This is a genomic window from Bradyrhizobium sp. WYCCWR 13022, from assembly GCF_030435535.1.
Lineage (GTDB): Bacteria > Pseudomonadota > Alphaproteobacteria > Rhizobiales > Xanthobacteraceae > Bradyrhizobium.
Genome location: NZ_JAUIZJ010000002.1, coordinates 1,099,320 through 1,116,999 on the forward strand (window position 1 = coordinate 1,099,320; position 17,680 = coordinate 1,116,999).

A 17,680-nucleotide genomic window follows, 5' to 3' on the forward strand; every position below is an offset into this window, starting at 1 on the left:
GGCGGTCCGGGTTAGGTCTGATTTTCACCTCTCCCCGCGTAGAGCGGGGAGAGGGAGAGCTAAAGAAGCCTTAATCCTTCGGCCGCAGCTTCTCGACTTCGGCATCGCTCGGCAGATAGTCCGAGCCCTTCCTGTAGACGGCGTCCACCATCACGCCCTTGCCGTCCTTCTGCGCTGTCTTGCCGACGAAGGCGCCGAGGGTCGACTGGTGGTCGATCTTGCGGAAGGTGATCTCCCCGAACGGCGACGGCATCGAAATGCCCTCGGCCGCCGCAATCATCTTGTCGGTGTCGGTCGAGCCGGCCTTGGCGATGATCGCCGCTGCCGCCTTGATGGTCTGGTAGCCGACGATCGAGCCGAGGCGCGGATAGTCGTTGTACTTGGCCTGGTAAGCCTTCAGGAACGCATCATGCTCGGGCGTCTTGATCGAGTACCAGGGATAGCCGGTGACGATCCAGCCTTCGGGCGTCTCGTCCTTGAGCGGATCGAGATATTCGGGCTCGCCGGTCAGGAAGGACACGACCTCGCGTCCCTTGAAGAGGCCACGGGTGTTGCCTTCGCGCACGAGCTTGACGAGATCAGGACCGAAGGTGACGTTGAGGATCGCTTCGGGATTGGCCTGCGCCACCGCCTGCACCACCGGACCCGCATCGATCTTGCCCTGCGGCGGCCACTGTTCGTCGACCCACTGGATGTCAGGACGCTTCGCCGACATCAGTTTCTTGAACACCGCCACCGCCGACTGGCCGTATTCATAGTTCGGCGCGATCGTCGCCCAGCGTTTTGCCGGCAACTTGCTGGCGGCTTCCACCAGCATCGCAGCCTGCATGTAGTTGGAGGGGCGCAGGCGGAAGGTGTACTTGTTGCCCTTCGACCAGGTCACGGCGTCCGTCAGCGGCTCCGCCGCGAGGAAGAACACCTTCTTCTGGTTGGCGAAGTCACTGACGGCAAGACCGATGTTCGACAGGAACGTGCCCGTCAGCATCGCCACGCCCTCGCTGGAGACGAGCTCATTGGCCGCGGTCTGTGCGTCCGCGGGCTTGCCGCCGTCGTCCTTGGAGACGACGACGAGCTTCTTGCCGTTGATGCCACCGGCGGCGTTGATCTCTTCCACCGCAAGCTGCCAGCCCTTGCGATAGGGTTCGGTGAAGGACGGCAGCAGCGAGTAGCTGTTGATCTCGCCGATCTTGATGTCCTCCGCCACGGCCGAATGGCCCATGCCGGCAGCCAGAAGCGCAAAGGCCGCGCCGACGACGTAATTTTTTGCTCGCATCCCAACCTCCAGTTTTGAACTCTCTAACGTCTCTATCTCAAACCGTCTTCGCCCTTGACCTCGGCAACCGTCAGCCCGCCGACGCGCGGCAGCGGACGACCGCTGTCGGTGACGGCGACCGCGACCATGATCTCGTTGGCGCGCGGCGCGTCGTTGATCTGAACTTCCATGCCGTCGAAGTGACTGCGCACGAAGGCAGCGTCCTTGTGACCAAGCGGAATGTCCAGCGTCGTGCCGGGACCGCTGCGCTTCTTGGACGAGGGAATCAGCGCCGCGCCCTTGCCCAGAACTTTCCGCACCGGTGCGCCCATCTTGGGGTGAAGGATCGCGGCGGCATGCTCCAGTTCGCCATTCTCGCCGACGGCCGCGGCCTTGCCGTAGCTCTGCGCTTTCGAACCATCGATACCGAGCGCCGCGACCGCGCGCTTCGACAGCAGCTCGCCAAGCTCCTCACCGATGGCGATCAGCGGCGAGAGGTCCTCGACATATTTTCCGGCAAAGGGATTCTCGATGACGGCGATCGCAGCGGCGCGCCGGGTCGGCGGCGAGACCTGGCGGCCCATCTCCATCTGCGTTTCTTCGACGACGGTGACGATCTTGCGGATGATCGCGCTCATGTTTCACGTCCCTGTTCAGGCATCGACCGCGTTCTCCAGCGCGAGCGGGCGCGATCGTTGCTCTTCCATATCCTTGGTTCCGATCACAAGCATATCACCACAAAGCCGCAGCACAGCACCCTCGATCAATCCGTGGTCGAATAATTGCCGTGCACATTCCGCGCCAGATTCGAGCGCAGCCGCGATCTCCTCTTGCGATAATTCACCGACGTCACGGGTGATCAGACGTGCGCCAAGATCGCTGTCGGGCTGAAGCTCGTTGGCGGGTTGCCTGGTGATGGCGGGATGTCCGGGCAAATCGACGGCGTTCGCAATCACGGTCGCGGCCGCATCAGCCTGCGACGCCGTCGCCGCCAGAACCGTCACCGCGTCGGCAATGCCGAGCGAAAAGCTGCGGCCATGGCGGCCGCTGGTCGCAATGCCGCGCACGGGATCATCCGCATCAACCCTCATGACCCTCATCACGCCGTCACGATCCGGCCGATCCATCAAGCCGACGGAAAAATGCTCGCCGCGCCCGAGATGCAGCGCGATGTCGCCGCCATTGTTGACATAGACCCGATCGAGCGGCGCTGCGTTCAGCATCGCCGCCAGGATTTCTTCAGCCACACTGCCGGCCACCGCGGCCATTGGGGTGATGAAGCAATCCGCGGCATAAGGCGCGACTGCGGCGTGCATCCGACGCGCGACCACGCCCTTCAGCGACGTCCGCGCCTTGGCGGCCGCCCGCAATTCCGGCAGCTCCGCACAGAGTTCGTCGAGCAGGCCCGTGAAACGGCGCGCCGCAGCCTCGTAAGCCGCGCGCAGCTCGTGCTCGCGCCCTCTCGCCTGCACGATCAGATCAATCGGTCCATCCTGCAAATGCAGCCGCCGGCCATCAGACAGCAATGCGATTTGCGGGAGCCGCGTCATGCCCGCCGTCCCGGGATCGGATTCTGCCAGGGCAACTGACGGACATCATCGCCGCCCCTGACCTCGGCGAGCGGCTTGACGTAGTCCATGTGTCCGCCGAGCGCGGCATAGTCGGTGAGTTTCATCGTGAACTCGATCGGCGCGACCAGCGCCGGCGTCGGCACATAACCGAATGCACCCGCCGGCATCTGCGTCACGTCCACCATGTAGGTGATACCGCCGCCGGGCCAGACATAGACCGCCGCGCCGCCGCTGGTGACGCGCGTCAGGGCGTCCTTCACCGACCGCGTCAGCCGCACCGGATTGTCGGTCACCCCGGCACGCAAGGAACCGCCGGCACCGGCCATGAACAACACCGTGCACAGCGCAGGCTCGCAATTTTCCTGGATGCGCTCGACCGAGAATTGCAGGTCGGCGGGCATTTCGGTCTCGATCGGCTTCAGGGCGTCGTCGAGCACGTAGTAGGACGAATGCTCGCCCGTGGTGGACACCATCAGCATCGACAGCCCGGGCCTGGCCTCCTTGGCGTCGAACGGCCCGAGGATGGCCAGCGGATCGGAGATGTTGGTGCCGCCCCACCCGGTGCCGGGATCGGCGACCTGGAAATAACGGCCGGGCGTCGAACGCCGACCCTTCATCTTGATACCCGTGTCGGCGATGTCGAGCAGCTTGCCGGCCTGGTGCTCCGAGAGCACGCCGGTGATGTGATCGTCGACCACGACGACCTCGTCGACCTTGCCATGCCATTGCTTGGCGAACATGCCGATGGTCGCCGAGCCGCAGCCGACGCGCATGCGCTCTTCCTTGACGCCGTTGACGATCGGCGGCTGGCCGGCCTGCACCACCACGCTGGCGCCGCCGTCGATGGTCAGCTCTACCGCCTTGCAATTGGCGAGGTCCATCAGCGTGTCGCAGGTGACGCGACCTTCCTTCTTCGAACCGCCGGTGAGATGATGCACGCCGCCGAGCGACAGCATCTGCGAGCCGTACTCGCTGGTCGTGACGTGGCCGACCGCCTCGCCCTGCGCGCGCACGGTCGCGGTCTCCGGACCGAGATAGCGGTCGGTGTCGATCTTCACCTTGATGCCGCAATAGGAGAAGATGCCCTCGGTGACGACGGTCACCATGTCGACACCGTCGACCTCGGAGGAGACGATGAACGGCGCCGGTTTGTAGTCGGGATAGGTCGTGCCCGCGCCGATCGCGGTGACGAAGGTCGAGGGCTCGTGGACGATCTTGCCGTCCCAGTCTTCGGTGCGGCTGAACGGCACGAGCTTGCCGCCCTGCGACACCGTGCGTTCGAGAATGATGTGGGGATCGACGCGGACGAGCTTGCCATCCTGGTTGGCATAGCGGTCGCAGGCGCCCGCCGCGCCCGGCTTGATGTAGCACATCACCGGACAAGCGTCGCAGCGGATCTTGTCGATGGCAGCGCTCGTTGTTTCCGTCACCATGTCAAAGCCAGCGGACATTGCGGTTATCATTCGTATACGAACGATGTTGCGCGCGGTCCTGATGGCTGTCAAGCGGCGCCGCGCGCGAAAAGTCGCGCCTGCCGAATAAAACCTCATTTGCCTCCCGCCTTGTCCACAAAGCGGGCAGTTGCGCTGCACTGCGGCATGGCCGCTTGCACGTTTGTGTACAAACGGTATCGTCGCAACGTACATTTCTGCGACCGCAGGACTTGGAAACGAGTAAGGCTTGGAAACGGGTAAGGCTTGGGAACGAGGATGACGCAAACACCGATCCGCCTCACCGTGAACGGCAGGATCCACGACGTCACGGCAGAACGCCAGACGCCGTTGCTTTATGTGCTGCGCAACGATCTCGGACTCAATGGCCCGAAATACGGTTGCGGCCTGGGTGAATGCGGCACCTGTACTGTCCTGATTGATGGCATGGCTGCGCGATCCTGCGTGATTCCGATCGGCGGCTGCGCCGGGCGCGACATCGTGACGCTCGAAGGCCTCGGCACGCGCGACAAGCCTGATGTGGTGCAGCAGGCCTTCATCGACGAGCAGGCCGCGCAATGCGGCTACTGCCTCAACGGCATGATCATGACCACCAAGGCGCTGCTCGCGGTCAACCCGCAACCGTCAGAGCAGGAGGCGCTCGCGGCGCTGCGCTACAATCTCTGCCGATGCGGCACGCATGTCGAGATCCTGCGCGCCGTGATGCGTGCTTCGGGCCAGCTTGCCGAGGCCGGTGATTGATGGCCTCCCCTGTTTCGAACGGATCCGAGCGGGGGTCGCTCGTCGTCTCCCGTAGCGTGGACGAAGTCACGTCCGAAACATTCGTGCGGATCACCGCGGATGGCTCCGTCACCGCCTATAACGGCCATGTCGATCTCGGCACCGGAATTCGCACCGCACTTGGCCAGATCGTCGCCGAAGAGCTGGACGTCTCCTTTGCGCGTGTCGTCGTCGTGCTCGGCGACACTGCGGTGGTGCCGAACCAGGGCGCGACGATTGCCAGCGAAACGATCCAGATCACTGCCGTGCCCCTGCGCAAGGCCGCAGCCCAGGCGCGTCACTTCCTGATCGCGCGCGCGGCCGAGCGGCTGGAGCTGCCGGCAGAGGAACTGAAGATAGAGGACGGCCTTGTCCGAGGTCACAATCGCAGCGTCAGCTATGGCGAGTTGATCGGCAGCGAGACCATCCGCCTCGAGCTTGCCGACGACGTCGCCGTCAAGGCCGTCGGTGACTACGCCATCGTCGGCCAGTCGATGCCGCGGGTCGATCTCCCGGCCAAGGCCACGGGCGAGTTGACCTTCGTGCACGATATCCGCCTGCCCGGCATGCTGCACGGCCGCGTGGTGCGCCCGCCCTATTCCGGCGTCGATGCAGGTCCCTTCGTCGGCACCAGCCTGATCGCGGTGGATGAAGCTTCCGTACGCGACATTCCCGGTCTCATGGCCGTCGTGCGCATCGGCGATTTCGTCGGCGTGGTGGCCGAGCGCGAGGAGAATGCGATTCGCGCCGCGGAGCAGCTCGCGGTGAGCTGGAAGCCGACGCCCGCGCTGACCGACCTTGCCGATGTCGAGACCGCACTGCGCGCCAATCCGTCGACGCCGCGCACGCTGATCGACAAGGGCGATGTCGATGCGGCGATCGCGGGCTCAGCGAGGCCGATGCAACGCACTTATGTCTGGCCGTACCAGATGCACGCCTCGATCGGCCCGTCCTGCGCTGTCGCGGATTTCCGGGACGGCAACATTCGCGTCTGGTCCGGCACGCAGAATCCGCACGTGCTGCGCGCCGACCTTGCGCTGCTGGTCGAGCGTCCCGAGAGCGAGGTCGAGGTCATCAGGCTCGAGGCCGCCGGCTGCTACGGCCGCAATTGCGCCGACGACGTCACAGCGGATGCGCTGCTGCTGTCGCGCGCGGTCGGCCGGCCGGTACGCGTCCAGTTGACGCGGGAGCAGGAGCACGCCTGGGAGCCGAAGGGCACCGCGCAGCTCGTCGACGTCAATGGCGGCCTGGACGCGGACGGTGGCATCGCCGGCTACGATCTCGCCACGCGCTATCCCTCGAACGCCGCGCCGACGCTGGCGCTGCTGCTCACGGGGCGCATCTCGCCCGAGCCCTCGGTGCTCCAGATGGGCGATCGCACCGCGATCCCGCCTTACGACTACGATCACATGCGCGTCGTCGCCCACGACATGGCACCGATCGTGCGCGCGTCCTGGTTTCGCGGCGTCTCGGCGCTGCCGAACACCTTTGCGCATGAATCCTACATCGACGAGGCGGCATTCGAGGCCGGCGTCGATCCCATCGAATATCGGCTGCGCTACCTGAAAGACCAGCGGGCCGTCGACCTCGTCAATGCCGTGGCCGAACGCGCAGGCTGGACTCCGCGGCCGGTCCGCGAGGAGAAGGACGGCGACATCGTGCACGGGCGCGGCTTTGCCTATGCGCTCTATGTCCACAGCAAGTTTCCCGGCTATGGCGCAGCTTGGTCGGCGTGGGTCGCCGACGTTGCCGTGAACAAGACGACGGGCGATGTCAGCGTCACCCGCGTCGTCGCGGGCCAGGACTCCGGCCTGATGATCAATCCGGACGGCGTCCGCCACCAGATCCACGGCAACGTCATCCAGTCCACCAGCCGCGCGCTGATGGAGGAAGTGTCGTTCGAGCGCGGCACAGTAGCGGCGCGCGAATGGGGCGCCTATCCGATCATCCCCTTCCCCGACGTGCCCAAGATCGACGTGCTGATGCTGCCGCGCCAGGACCAGCCGCCGCTCGGCGTCGGCGAATCCGCATCGGTGCCGAGCGCAGCCGCGATCGCCAATGCGATCTTCGATGCCACCGGCGTGCGCTTTCGCGAGCCGCCGTTCACGCCGGAACGGATCCTGAGGGGATTGCACGGCGAGACATCGCCCGTGCCCCAGGCCCTGCCCGCGCCCGCTGCAGCGAAGCCCTCTCGCTTCTGGGAAAATCCCTTCGCAAAGCGTGCCGGCATCTTCGCGACGATTGCCGCCGTGTGCACTGCTGCGATTGGCGTCGGCGCAGCACTTCTGCCGGGCCGAGCGATCGCGCCGATCGCGCGGCCCGATGCGTCGGTCTATTCCGCTGCGACCATCGCGCGCGGCGAGCAGCTCGCGGCGCTCGGCAATTGCGCGGAGTGCCACACCAGTTTGAGCGGCGTGCTCAACGCCGGCGGCCGCGCGCTGGAGACGCCGTTCGGCACGATCCATTCGACCAACATCACGCCCGACATCGAGACCGGCATCGGCGCCTGGTCCTATCCCGCCTTCGAGCGCGCCATGCGCGACGGGCTGCATCGCAACGGCCGGCAGCTCTATCCCGCCTTCCCCTACACGCACTTCTCGAAGACCAGCGATGCCGACATGCAGGCGCTGTACGCCTATCTGATGGCACAGCCCGCGGTGCGCGCGACGGCGCCTGCGAATGCGCTGGCCTTCCCCTTCAATCTTCGCCCGCTGCTTGCCGGGTGGAATGCGCTGTTCCACCAGGCCAGGGAGTTCAAGCCCGATCCCGCCAAATCCGAGGCGTGGAATCGCGGCGCCTATCTGGTCGAGAGCCTCGGCCATTGCAGCGCCTGCCATTCGCCGCGCAATGCCCTCGGCGCCGAGCAGCGGCAGGCCTATCTCGCCGGCGGCTTTGCGGAAGGTTGGGAAGCGCCGCCGCTGACCTCGCTCTCTCACGCGCCGATCCCGTGGAGCGAAGACGAGCTGTTCGCCTATTTGCGCACCGGCCATTCGAGCTATCACGGCGTTGCCGCCGGCCCGATGGCGCCTGTTGTCCGTGATCTAAAAGCTCTGCCCGATCATGACATCCGCGCGATGGCGGTCTATCTCGGCTCGTTCAACGACGGCGCCGCCGACGCGCCCGCGCTCGCGACGAAGCTCGAGAGTGCAACGCAAGTCACCGTCGCCTCGTCCACCGGTGCGCGGCTCTATCAGGGCGCCTGCGCCGTCTGCCACGAGGTCGGCGGCCTGCCGCTTTTCGGCAGCCGTCCCTCGCTCGCGCTCAACAGCAATCTGCACAGCGCGACCTCGGACAATCTCGTGCAGGTGATCCTGCACGGCATCACCGAGCCCGCATCGAGCGATCTCGGCTACATGCCCGCGTTCGGCAACAGCATGAGCGATGCGCAGGTCGAGGAGCTCGTCAGCTTCCTGCGCAGCCAGTTCGCGCCGGACAAGCCGGCATGGACCAAGCTGCGCGAGACGATCGCGCGCGTTCGGGGATCAACGCATTAGAGAGCACGCCGTCAAGCGTGCTTCTTCATCTCCACCGGCGGCGTGCCGTGGGTGTGGAAGGATTCGATCGTCTTCAAGCCCCACGCCTGGCCCTTCTTGCGCTCTTCTTCCGTCCACACGATCGGCTTCCAGTCCGGCGCCAGGATGAGGCGGGCGCCGGCATTGGCGACTTCGACGCGGTTGCCGCCGGGCTCGTAGACATAGAGGAAGAAGGTCTGCTGGATCGCGTGCTTGTGCGGCCCGGTCTCGATGTGCACCCCGTTCTCCAGGAAGATGTCTGCGGCGCGCAGAATCTCCTCGCGGCTGTCGAGCGCGTAGGTGACGTGGTGGAAGCGGCCGGGCGTGCCGGAATGATCGAGCGAATAGGCAAAGTCGTAGCTCTTGTTCGACATGGTCAGCCACATCGCCGCTTCCCGCCCGTCATTGAGCACGATCTGCTCGGTGAGGCGGCAGCCGAGATAGTTTTCGAAGAACTCGCGGTTGGCCTTGATGTCGACGGCGAGGCAGTTGAGATGGTCGAGGCGGCGGACATTGACGCCGCGCGCGGGAAAACGCTGCGCCTGGTTCTTCAGCGCCGGCTTCAGCTCCGGCGGCGCCTGATACCATTCGGTCTCGTAATAGAGCTCGACGATGTGCCCATCGGGGTCGCGGCAGCGGAACGTCGGCCCCTGCCCCATGTCGCCGTCGATCCAGCCGATGTCGAAGCCCGAGCCCTTCAGCGCGGCGACGCGGCGCTCCAGCGCCTGCTGGCTGCGCGCGCGCAGCGCCATGTGCTCCATGCCCGAGGTCTTCGACGCCGTGAGCTTGAGCGAATAGCGCTCGTAATCGTCCCAGCCGCGCAAGTAAACCGACTCGCCCTTCCGCCCGCTGACCGTCATGCCCATGACGTCGACGAAGAATTTCAGGCTCTCGTCGGGCTTCGGCGTCAGCAGTTCCATGTGGCCGAGATGGGCGAGATCGAGGATCGGTTCGGGCTGCATGGTGTCCTCCAAAGCGTTTCTTGCGATCCGTCTCACGGAATCGCGCAATCGGGCGCGGAGCGCAATGTTCATGGATGCGCCCGGGGCGGCATCCGGGGCCGCGGGCTCATTTGTACTAATGTACAAATGATTAGGTCCCGTCAACAAATGAACGCCAACCGGCCGACGGCGGAGCCGGCCTCCCAAACGCGACCATCCGTCCACAAAAGGTTGGCGGAGTGCCCGGATGGTAAAATCTTCCTTAATGCGATTTGGGCTCGAAGGCCTCGAAAAGCAGCATTTCCGGGCCGAATCTGCCCAAGAGTATGCATTCCGAACAAATCTCCTGGCCGAATTGTCGCAGATTTAACAAAGCCGCCGCGGCTCCCGTTTAACCGTTTGTCCAGCGACGGCGCCGCATAGTCCGAGAAACAGTTTGTCTTCTCGGGTTCATCCATCGTGACATCCTTTGGACGTGTGATTTCGGTGCGCGGATCGCTCGCCCGGGTCGGGCTTCTGGCGCAAGGCCAGATGTCGATCTCGGAAGTTCGGGCCACCGTCGGCCGTTTCGTCAGCATCCGCAGCGGAAGCTCGGTCATCGTCGCCATGATCACCGAGGTGTCCTGCGAGAATTTGTCGAGCAGCGACAACTACATCGCGATCGCCTCGGTCGACCTGCTCGGCGAAATCCTCAATGCCGCCGACAAGGCCAAATTCCAGCGCGGCGTCACCAATTACCCGACCATCGGCGACGCCGTGGACCTGATCACCAGCCAGGAGCTGCGCACCATCTACGCGCCGACCGGGTCGGACCAGATCAACGTCGGCTTCCTCCAGCAGGACCGCTCGGTCATCGCCTATGTCGATGTCGAGGAAATGCTGTCGAAGCACTTTGCGGTGCTGGGGTCGACCGGCGTCGGCAAGTCCACCGGCGTGTCGCTGCTGCTCAACGAGATCCTGAAGGCGCGTCCGAACCTGCGCATCTTCCTGCTCGACGTGCACAACGAATATGGCCGCTGCTTCGGCGACCGCGCGCTGGTGCTCAACCCGCGAAACCTGAAGCTGCCGTTCTGGCTGTTCAATTTCGAGGAAATCGTCGACGTGCTGTTCGGCGGCCGTGCCGGCGTGCCCGAAGAACTCGACATCCTCGCGGAAGTGATCCCGCTCGCCAAGGGCGTCTATACCCAGTACCAGAACGCCGACCGCATCGGTCTCAAACGCATCGACCCCAAGCAGGTCGGCTACACCGTCGACACGCCGGTGCCGTACCGCCTGGTCGACCTGATGTCGCTGATCGACGAGCGCATGGGCAAGCTGGAAAACCGCTCCTCGCGCATCATCTATCACAAGCTGATCTCGCGCATCGAAGCCGTGCGCAACGACCCGCGCTACGCCTTCATGTTCGACAACGCCAATGTCGGCGGCGACACCATGGCCGAGGTGATCAGCCATCTGTTCCGCCTGCCCGCCAACGGCAAGCCGATGACGGTGATGCAACTCGCCGGCTTTCCGGCCGAGGTCATCGATTCCGTCGTCTCGGTTCTATGCCGCATGGCCTTCGATTTCGGCCTTTGGAGCGACGGCGTCTCGCCGCTGCTGTTCGTCTGCGAGGAGGCGCACCGCTACGCCTCCGCCGACCGCAACATCGGATTCGGCCCGACTCGCAAGGCGGTCTCGCGCATCGCCAAGGAAGGCCGCAAATACGGCGTCTATCTCGGCCTGATCACGCAGCGACCGGCCGAGCTCGACGCCACCATCATCTCCCAGTGCAACACGCTGTTCACGATGCGTCTTGCCAACGACCGCGACCAGGCGCTGCTGCGCGCCGCGGTGTCCGATGCGGCCGCGAACCTGTTGTCCTTCGTGCCGTCGCTCGGCACCCGCGAGGTGCTGGCGTTCGGCGAAGGCGTCGCGCTGCCGACGCGGCTGCGCTTCAAGGAAGTGCCGCCGCATCAATTGCCGCGCGGCGAAGCCACCATCTCCAGCGTACCCTCGGTTACCGCCGGTCACGACATGCACTTCGTCAGCGCCGTGCTGGAACGCTGGCGCGGTGCCACCTCGCAGCGCGACGTGCCGAACGATCCGGTGTTCTCCGCGCCTCCCGCCAAGACGCTCGCGCCCGCCGAGGCGCCGATGCTGCAACCCTCGTTGGGCCTCGATCCGGATCGCTTCTCGTTGCTGAAGAAGCCGCTGCGGTAAAGCCAGGCTCGCGCCTCAGGTACGCCGCGGCCTCTCGATTCGATCACTTCCGTCTCTGAAATACTGGATCGCCCGATTGAATCGGACGATGACAACGAGTTCGTGGCGCGTGCGCCCCGCCGGATATCGGGAGCACATTGAGGCTATCGCCCGCATGGACTATGTTTCCCGGCCCCAAGCCGGAATCCATGCCCATGACAAAGCTCGCGCAACGCTTCCCCGCACCCGCCATCGACAGCCTGCCCGACGACATCCGCACGCGCCTGCTCGCGGTGCAGGAGAAGAGCGGCTTCGTGCCCAACGTCTTCCTGACGCTGGCCTACCGGCCCGACGAGTTCCGCGCCTTCTTCGCCTATCACGACGCGCTGATGGAGAAGGACGGCGGCCTCACCAAGGCCGAGCGCGAGATGATCGTGGTGGCGACCTCGGCGGCCAACCAGTGCCAGTATTGCGTGATCGCCCATGGCGCGATCCTGCGCATCCGCGCCAAGAACCCGCTGATAGCCGACCAGATCGCGACCAACTATCGCAAGGCCGACATCACGCCGCGCGAGAGAGCGATGCTCGATTTCGCGATGAAGATCTCGGCCGACGCACAGCGCAGTTCGGAAGAGGATTTCGAGGCCCTTGCCCCGCACGGCTTCAGCGACGACGACATCTGGGACATCGCCGCGATCTCGGCGTTCTTCGGATTGTCGAACCGGCTGGCGAATTTCACCGCCATGCGGCCGAATGACGAATTCTACCTGATGGGGCGCCTGCCGAAAAAATGACGGAGCTCGACTGGTCCGACATCCTGCTGCGCCTCGGCGTCTAGCGGCCTTTGCTCAAATCTTCCACTCGCTTATTGATCTGAAGCGCCGATAATTGCCGCGACGGGTCTTCGCGGCTGTCGGCCAGCGGAACCCGTTCGAACCCGAGAGACACGATGGACAGCAGTGCTCACGATCCCGGCGACGTCACGTTCGATTTCCGCGAACTGTCACCGCGCGACAAATACAAGCTGCTGATCGGCACCGTCGTGCCGCGGCCGATCGCGCTGGTGACGACGGTCGATCCGCAAGGGCGGATCAACGCCGCGCCGTTCAGCTTCTTCAATTGCCTGTCGGCCGATCCGCCGATCCTCGCGCTCGGCGTCGAGAACCATCCGGACATGCGCTTCAAGGACACCGGTCTCAACATCCGCCTGACCGAGGTCTTCACCGTCAACATCGTCTCACACGCCATAGCCGAGGCAATGCACGTCTGCGCCGTGCCCTTCTCGCCCGAGCATGACGAATTGAAGGCCGCGGGCCTGACCGCCATGCCCGGCAAGACCGTGGCTTCGCCCTGGATCAAGGAGGCGCCGGCCGCCTTCGAATGCCGTCGCCATATCACGCTCGAGCTCGGGAAGTCGCGCCAGATCATCATGGGTGAGATCTTGTTCGCGCATTACCATTCAGACGTCGTCGACACCGAGCGCCTGCGCATCGATCCGGCGAAGCTCGATGCCATCGCAAGGCTCGGCGGCAGCACCTGCTCGACCATTCGCGACCGTTTCGACATGGAGACGCCGACGCTCGACGACTATTGGAGCCAAAGGGAGTCGTAGACGGGCGTCGACTTCAGTCCCGGTCGGCGCTCACGACGTATGTCCGTCGAAGTCACCCTCGACAGGGGTCTTCTTGGCGCGCTGGGGAGTCATTCTGGCGGGATCCGGCTGTCCGGGAACACCGCGCGGACCAAGCTGCGCCCGCTGAAGATCGTCCTCGGAGAACGACGGCTCGACCCCATTGGGTTCCGTCCGACGGGTGGCGTGGATGTCGTCTTTTCTGCTCATGCCGTGCTCCTGTCGCAGCTGGAGACGCCGGAGTTCCGCGTCGAGCGAGCTAGTTCCGGCGAGGCGATTTCGGAATCAGGCGTCGATCGTGCACTTCGTGCGTGGCGTCATCGCCGTCCTCGCGAACGAGCTCACTCGCCCGCCGCGTCCAATCCTCGGCCTGTTGAAGCCAGTGTTGGCGCCGGGCCGGTTCATGCTCGGCCTGTTCCAGGCAAATCCGCGCTTTGTCCAGATATGTCTTGCGCTGCTCGTCCAATTTGGTGTCCCGCATCGCTTGCCGATGCGTGTCAAATCGGCACCCGGTGCGAGCGTTCCACCCCGGAGCAATTGTTGAAGTGTGGGAACGGCCTGCAAGTTTGCATTTCAAGGGAACAATTGCGCGTTTCGCGCGACGAGGCTAGCCGTCCGTTGGTTGTTCGACCTCGAGCTTGATCGACACTTTCAGGCACGGCGCGTGCTCGTCCTCGCGAACGTCGACGACGACATGATCGGCGCTGCCGGCCACGAATGCATCGCGCGCAATCGACGTCCCGGTCAGCACGGCCTCCTTGCGTGCAACGTCGACATTCGCGAAGTCCTGACCGTCTTCGTCGCGGAACAGGTGGCCGTCCTCGTGAACGTCGAAATGAAATCGCGGCATTGGGTGCCTCAAAGCGCTGGCGATTGATGGAGATAACGGCCGTCGAAATCAGCAAGTTCCAGAAATCTCCGCTCGTCGAGAACCGTGACGCGGCCGCGGTTGAGCTCGACGATTCCCTCCTCGCGCAGTTGCCTGATCACGCGATTTGCATGCACCGCGGTGATGCCCAGGGCCTCGCCGATCTGTTCCTGGGTCAGCGGCATCTCGAAGCTCGCCCCGTCGACGCGCCCGACGATCCGCAGGCGTTCGCGCAGCTCGATCATGACGTGGACAAGCCGCGCCGGCGCAGGACGCTGGCCGACATTGACGATCCATTCGCGGAACATGGCGGCGTCGATCAGCGTGTCCCGCCAGAACATCTCGGCGACGACAGGCCTGCGGCGATGCAGCTTTTGCAGCGTCTCGTGGCTGATGAAGCCGAGCGTCGCCGGCGTCAGAGTGGACAGATCATGGTCCATCACGTGGAGGAACAGGCTCATCAGGTCAGGGATTTCGCCAGGAATATGCAGCGAGAGAATCTGACGCTTGCCGCTCGCGATCGTCTTGGAGCGTGCGCAGAAGCCGTCGGCAATCAGGACGCAGTCGGTCGCACGCTCGCCGTCACGCACCACCGCCCTCTCGGCCGGATACTGGCGCACCGAAATGGGGAGGGCTTCGATCTCCTTGATGTCCTCGTCCGCGATCGCGGACGATATGCGCAGGCGCCTGATGAGAGCCGCGCGGATCGCGTCGCTGGTCACTTCGCTTAACTCCGGTCGTGAACAAGGAGCCGAGGTTGGGCTGCGATGGCGTCATGCGCCATCGCGGGGAAAAACCCGCAATCGGCTTCACTGGTTCCAACAAAAGTTAAGGACGCGGTTTTCCCGCACATGATCTGCTCGACTCTCGAAAGGGCAAATCATGACCAAGAAACGCAACCGTACGCGACCGGCCTTGTCCCTCCAGGAGCGCCTCAACAAGTTCACGGAGGCAGCCAGAGCCGCAGCCAGGAAGCTCCCGGCCGGCGCCGAACGTCACGCCTTGCTGCAGAAGGTGCGTGACGGTGAAACCGCGGCCGACATGGAGCGGTTGCTGTCCTCGCCCGACCAGTCAAATCCGAAATGATCGCGCGCGATAGCGCTATGGCGCTAGTGATTGACCATCAGCGGAAGCGCGGGCGCGAAGCGCTCGGCAAATGTCAGAATCCTCGCCTGGTGGACTGCAGCAAACGAGGCCGAAATTCCTGCTGAAGCGACCGCCAGCAAGGCAATTGCGAAAACCAGACGGCGCATGTGAGCCTCCTGTGTGAGCTCGACTACAACGATTAAGTGGGTCGCCGTGTTTCAGGACGGTTTCGTCGGCGCGGAAAATGATTGCGTTCAAGCGGCTGTGATCGGATTCAGCTTACCGGGCCGCAGGTCGTAACCAACTCATGAGTATCGCCGTCGTCTTGCGGCCAACGCGAGCGGGGAATTTCACTCCCGCGATCATGATCATGAATCGCAAGACGGCCGCGAGGAGCAGCAATTTGCTCGAGTGCGGAGTCTTCGAGGAATGTTCAGATGAAAATCGTGATCCAGAGGCTCAATGGTCTATGGCACCTCATCGTCGGGTCGTGTCGGATCCGTACGCCGTTCCTGGAAACCCAGGATCGCGCACTGGTCGTCACTTACGCCCGCCGTGCTTATCCCGGCGCCAAGATCTTCCAGCGCGACTGATGCGAGCGTCAGCGCCTCAATCGTCCGATGCCGGCCCGCACCAGCCGGGCAGATAGACCGCGTCCCTGCTCCTGGCCGCGGCCAGGGCCTTCTCGAGCGCCTTGTCGAAATTGGCATCCACCGCCTTGCGCGTCAGTTTTCGGCGCAGGAAGTCGGCCCACAGGAATTCGGAAAACGGCGTCGTATCCTTGGCAAAGCCCCCCATGCGGCGCAGCTCGCCGGCGAGGCTGCGGAAAGGATCGTCCTTGAGATCGGCGACCGATTTCGGCAGATCGCGAAACGGGCGGCGCTCGCCCTTGGAGTCGTAAGGATAGACCCAGCGCTTGTTGTCCATCACGCCCCAGAACGCTTCGCGCTCGACCATGCGGAGATCGCCGACCACCGTGACCAGCACCTGCTTGATGCCCTCGTCGTGCAGCGCGCGGCCGAGATGGTGATGGTCGATGACGTAGTAGCGCCCGTCGGGTCCGGCGACGACGGGGATCATGTGGGTGCCGAGCAGGTCGGACTGCTTCTTCTTGTCGTGCTCGCGCCAGCGCTTGCGCTTCTCCTTGACCTCGCGCATGCCGACCGTCATCTGCGTCGGCCGCAGCGACAGGATCGACACCGGGTGCACTCTCGGCTCGCGCGCATTGGTTGTCATGATCGAACGGCCTCTCGTCTGGTGGCGCCTGTGGTCCGGGTTCCCGATTATGCCATGGGCCTTGCCGCGGCAATATGGGCTCGGGGCTGGGCAGCACGGTTGTACCGGCTGTTGTTGCAGCGCAATCCGTGCGCCCCTGACCCCGCGATGACAACCTGCTCCGAACGGCGTTCGCCCCTCGCCGACAGCGCCCAAAAGCAGCGTCCGAGACGGGCCAGGAAAGATGACGCGAACGTGGAATGCACGTGCGCGTCGAGAAGATTTTCTGCAACGACTGTGTTGCCTATGCTATCTAAAAATCGCTGCTTCGGAGTAATCCCCGCCCCATGAAATCCCAGCGGCCCATAACCTCGGACGACGAGCACCGGGTGCTCCAGTTCAGGCCGCGCACGACGCCCTCTCCGGTGGTCCACCGGGGCAGCGGTATCGTACAGCCACTGCATGCAGCGACGCCCGAACCGCTCGACCTGTCTCGCTACGAGCAGCCGCGCGAGGAGCCGGACGATTTCCGCCATCGCATGCTCGCCAATATCGCCGCTCTCGCCTTCACCATCGCGCTGACCGCAATCGGGATCTGGCTCGCCGTCAGCATCGCCGATCTGCGCCGGACCCAGGATTGCGTGCTGATGGGCCGTCGGGACTGCGTCAAGATCACGACGCCGCACATCTAGGCCTCACCCCGGCCCCAAGGCCGTGCCCCCCGGTGGACACCGCTCCGGACCGGCGTCCCCAGGCCTGTCCACGGCCCTGTCCGGCTCCATTGAACTCAGGGCGGCGCTCCGATATACGGGCTCTCGACCCATCCAGAGGGGGGTTAGAGGGCGTCATTTGGGGCGCGATGCCCACCCACCGTGCCACTCTGGGATATCTGAAAAATACCTGCAATATATCAAAGGCTTAGTGATGTCCTCTACATTCGATCAGGTCGCTACGATCATCGCTGAAACCTGCGACATCCCGCGCGACACGATCACGCCGGATAGCCACGCCATCGATGACCTCGGCATCGACAGCCTCGATTTCCTGGACATCGCGTTCGCGATCGACAAGCAGTTCGGCATCAAGCTGCCGCTGGAAAAGTGGACGCAGGAAGTCAACGACGGCAAGGCCACCACCGAGCAGTATTTCGTGCTGAAGAACCTGTGCGCGCGCATCGACGAGCTGGTTGCCGCCAAGGGCGCGAGCGCCTAATCGGG

At 64.3% G+C, this 17,680-nt stretch carries 20 protein-coding genes; 9 read left to right on the forward strand and 11 right to left on the reverse strand.

Translation table 11 applies throughout. The annotated features are described in order from the left end of the window. Window positions 1-70 precede the first annotated feature (70 nt). From QY049_RS06455 to QY049_RS06470, 4 genes are read right to left on the reverse strand one after another with little or no spacing between them, the layout of a single operon-like run. Window positions 71-1,273: an ABC transporter substrate-binding protein gene (locus QY049_RS06455; protein ID WP_194476465.1), complete on the reverse strand. Its 1,203-nt coding sequence runs from the start codon at window positions 1,271-1,273 to the stop codon at window positions 71-73. 32 nt (window positions 1,274-1,305) lie between these two features. Continuing rightward, window positions 1,306-1,890 (reverse strand): amino acid synthesis family protein, encoded by a 585-nt coding sequence (locus QY049_RS06460; protein ID WP_015686892.1) that lies wholly within the window; start codon window positions 1,888-1,890, stop codon window positions 1,306-1,308. Window positions 1,891-1,905: 15 nt separating this feature from the next. Next, on the reverse strand, window positions 1,906-2,802 hold the full coding sequence (locus QY049_RS06465; RefSeq protein WP_301269203.1) for a UPF0280 family protein: 897 nt from the start codon (window positions 2,800-2,802) through the stop codon (window positions 1,906-1,908). Continuing rightward, entirely contained in the window at window positions 2,799-4,256 is a 1,458-nt protein-coding gene (locus QY049_RS06470; protein WP_194482767.1) for a 6-hydroxynicotinate reductase, read from the reverse strand. The genes QY049_RS06465 and QY049_RS06470 overlap by 4 nt, the downstream gene beginning before the upstream one ends. 276 nt (window positions 4,257-4,532) lie before the next feature. Between QY049_RS06470 and QY049_RS06475 the strand changes: the two genes are divergently transcribed. Next, the gene (locus QY049_RS06475) at window positions 4,533-5,015 is read left to right on the forward strand and encodes a (2Fe-2S)-binding protein (protein ID WP_194476468.1); all 483 of its coding nucleotides are present in this window, start codon (window positions 4,533-4,535) and stop codon (window positions 5,013-5,015) included. Next, a complete protein-coding gene (locus tag QY049_RS06480) occupies window positions 5,015-8,527 on the forward strand; it encodes a molybdopterin cofactor-binding domain-containing protein (RefSeq protein WP_301269204.1) in 3,513 nt (1,170 codons plus the stop codon). Before QY049_RS06475 ends, QY049_RS06480 begins: the two co-directional genes overlap by 1 nt. A gap of 11 nt (window positions 8,528-8,538) precedes the next feature. Here QY049_RS06480 and QY049_RS06485 read toward each other — a convergent pair whose 3' ends face one another. After that, a complete protein-coding gene (locus QY049_RS06485; protein ID WP_194476470.1) occupies window positions 8,539-9,507 on the reverse strand; it encodes a catechol 2,3-dioxygenase in 969 nt (322 codons plus the stop codon). 438 nt (window positions 9,508-9,945) lie between these two features. Here QY049_RS06485 and QY049_RS06490 point away from each other — a divergent pair, with 438 nt between their 5' ends. The 3 genes from QY049_RS06490 (at window position 9,946) to QY049_RS06500 (ending at window position 13,276) form a co-directional block, all read left to right on the forward strand. Beyond that, complete coding sequence (locus QY049_RS06490) at window positions 9,946-11,685, forward strand: ATP-binding protein (RefSeq protein WP_194476471.1); 1,740 nt, start codon at window positions 9,946-9,948, stop codon at window positions 11,683-11,685. Window positions 11,686-11,879: 194 nt separating this feature from the next. Then, the gene (locus tag QY049_RS06495) at window positions 11,880-12,458 is read left to right on the forward strand and encodes a peroxidase-related enzyme (protein WP_301269205.1); all 579 of its coding nucleotides are present in this window, start codon (window positions 11,880-11,882) and stop codon (window positions 12,456-12,458) included. A gap of 155 nt (window positions 12,459-12,613) precedes the next feature. Next, entirely contained in the window at window positions 12,614-13,276 is a 663-nt protein-coding gene (locus QY049_RS06500) for a flavin reductase family protein (protein ID WP_301269206.1), read from the forward strand. Window positions 13,277-13,306: 30 nt separating this feature from the next. On the opposite strand, the gene QY049_RS06505 is transcribed toward QY049_RS06500, so the two are convergent. From QY049_RS06505 to QY049_RS06520, 4 genes are all read right to left on the reverse strand, one after another. Then, window positions 13,307-13,504: a hypothetical protein gene (locus QY049_RS06505; RefSeq protein WP_194476474.1), complete on the reverse strand. Its 198-nt coding sequence runs from the start codon at window positions 13,502-13,504 to the stop codon at window positions 13,307-13,309. Between the two features lie 49 nt (window positions 13,505-13,553). Beyond that, window positions 13,554-13,760 (reverse strand): hypothetical protein, encoded by a 207-nt coding sequence (locus QY049_RS06510; RefSeq protein ID WP_258762112.1) that lies wholly within the window; start codon window positions 13,758-13,760, stop codon window positions 13,554-13,556. 141 nt (window positions 13,761-13,901) lie between these two features. After that, the gene (locus QY049_RS06515; protein WP_258762113.1) at window positions 13,902-14,144 is read right to left on the reverse strand and encodes a hypothetical protein; all 243 of its coding nucleotides are present in this window, start codon (window positions 14,142-14,144) and stop codon (window positions 13,902-13,904) included. 8 nt (window positions 14,145-14,152) lie between these two features. Next, a complete protein-coding gene (locus QY049_RS06520; protein WP_301269207.1) occupies window positions 14,153-14,884 on the reverse strand; it encodes a Crp/Fnr family transcriptional regulator in 732 nt (243 codons plus the stop codon). Between the two features lie 160 nt (window positions 14,885-15,044). Here QY049_RS06520 and QY049_RS06525 point away from each other — a divergent pair, with 160 nt between their 5' ends. Beyond that, window positions 15,045-15,248 (forward strand): hypothetical protein, encoded by a 204-nt coding sequence (locus QY049_RS06525; RefSeq protein WP_301269208.1) that lies wholly within the window; start codon window positions 15,045-15,047, stop codon window positions 15,246-15,248. Window positions 15,249-15,271: 23 nt separating this feature from the next. On the opposite strand, the gene QY049_RS06530 is transcribed toward QY049_RS06525, so the two are convergent. Continuing rightward, window positions 15,272-15,415, reverse strand: a complete 144-nt coding sequence (locus QY049_RS06530; RefSeq protein WP_301269209.1) for a hypothetical protein — start codon at window positions 15,413-15,415, stop codon at window positions 15,272-15,274. Window positions 15,416-15,685: 270 nt separating this feature from the next. Between QY049_RS06530 and QY049_RS06535 the strand changes: the two genes are divergently transcribed. Continuing rightward, window positions 15,686-15,841, forward strand: coding sequence for a hypothetical protein (locus QY049_RS06535; RefSeq protein ID WP_194476480.1), 156 nt, complete (start codon window positions 15,686-15,688; stop codon window positions 15,839-15,841). Between the two features lie 16 nt (window positions 15,842-15,857). On the opposite strand, the gene QY049_RS06540 is transcribed toward QY049_RS06535, so the two are convergent. Next, complete coding sequence (locus tag QY049_RS06540) at window positions 15,858-16,484, reverse strand: ParB-like protein (protein WP_194476481.1); 627 nt, start codon at window positions 16,482-16,484, stop codon at window positions 15,858-15,860. 326 nt (window positions 16,485-16,810) lie between these two features. Here QY049_RS06540 and QY049_RS06545 point away from each other — a divergent pair, with 326 nt between their 5' ends. Further along, a complete protein-coding gene (locus QY049_RS06545) occupies window positions 16,811-17,155 on the forward strand; it encodes a hypothetical protein (protein WP_258762116.1) in 345 nt (114 codons plus the stop codon). Window positions 17,156-17,387: 232 nt separating this feature from the next. Next, a complete protein-coding gene (locus QY049_RS06550) occupies window positions 17,388-17,675 on the forward strand; it encodes an acyl carrier protein (protein WP_007592476.1) in 288 nt (95 codons plus the stop codon). The last annotated feature ends 5 nt before the right edge of the window (window positions 17,676-17,680 follow it).

Coding starts and splice junctions, on each gene's coding strand:
- QY049_RS06455 (WP_194476465.1), bottom strand. CDS start 1,273: ATGCGAGCAAAAAATTACGTCGTCGGCGCGGCCTTTGCGCTTCTGGCT.
- QY049_RS06460 (WP_015686892.1), bottom strand. CDS start 1,890: ATGAGCGCGATCATCCGCAAGATCGTCACCGTCGTCGAAGAAACGCAG.
- QY049_RS06465 (WP_301269203.1), bottom strand. CDS start 2,802: ATGACGCGGCTCCCGCAAATCGCATTGCTGTCTGATGGCCGGCGGCTG.
- QY049_RS06470 (WP_194482767.1), bottom strand. CDS start 4,256: ATGGTGACGGAAACAACGAGCGCTGCCATCGACAAGATCCGCTGCGAC.
- QY049_RS06475 (WP_194476468.1), top strand. CDS start 4,533: ATGACGCAAACACCGATCCGCCTCACCGTGAACGGCAGGATCCACGAC.
- QY049_RS06480 (WP_301269204.1), top strand. CDS start 5,015: ATGGCCTCCCCTGTTTCGAACGGATCCGAGCGGGGGTCGCTCGTCGTC.
- QY049_RS06485 (WP_194476470.1), bottom strand. CDS start 9,507: ATGCAGCCCGAACCGATCCTCGATCTCGCCCATCTCGGCCACATGGAA.
- QY049_RS06495 (WP_301269205.1), top strand. CDS start 11,880: ATGACAAAGCTCGCGCAACGCTTCCCCGCACCCGCCATCGACAGCCTG.
- QY049_RS06500 (WP_301269206.1), top strand. CDS start 12,614: ATGGACAGCAGTGCTCACGATCCCGGCGACGTCACGTTCGATTTCCGC.
- QY049_RS06505 (WP_194476474.1), bottom strand. CDS start 13,504: ATGAGCAGAAAAGACGACATCCACGCCACCCGTCGGACGGAACCCAAT.
- QY049_RS06515 (WP_258762113.1), bottom strand. CDS start 14,144: ATGCCGCGATTTCATTTCGACGTTCACGAGGACGGCCACCTGTTCCGC.
- QY049_RS06525 (WP_301269208.1), top strand. CDS start 15,045: ATGACCAAGAAACGCAACCGTACGCGACCGGCCTTGTCCCTCCAGGAG.
- QY049_RS06530 (WP_301269209.1), bottom strand. CDS start 15,415: ATGCGCCGTCTGGTTTTCGCAATTGCCTTGCTGGCGGTCGCTTCAGCA.
- QY049_RS06535 (WP_194476480.1), top strand. CDS start 15,686: ATGAAAATCGTGATCCAGAGGCTCAATGGTCTATGGCACCTCATCGTC.
- QY049_RS06540 (WP_194476481.1), bottom strand. CDS start 16,484: ATGACAACCAATGCGCGCGAGCCGAGAGTGCACCCGGTGTCGATCCTG.
- QY049_RS06545 (WP_258762116.1), top strand. CDS start 16,811: ATGAAATCCCAGCGGCCCATAACCTCGGACGACGAGCACCGGGTGCTC.
- QY049_RS06550 (WP_007592476.1), top strand. CDS start 17,388: ATGTCCTCTACATTCGATCAGGTCGCTACGATCATCGCTGAAACCTGC.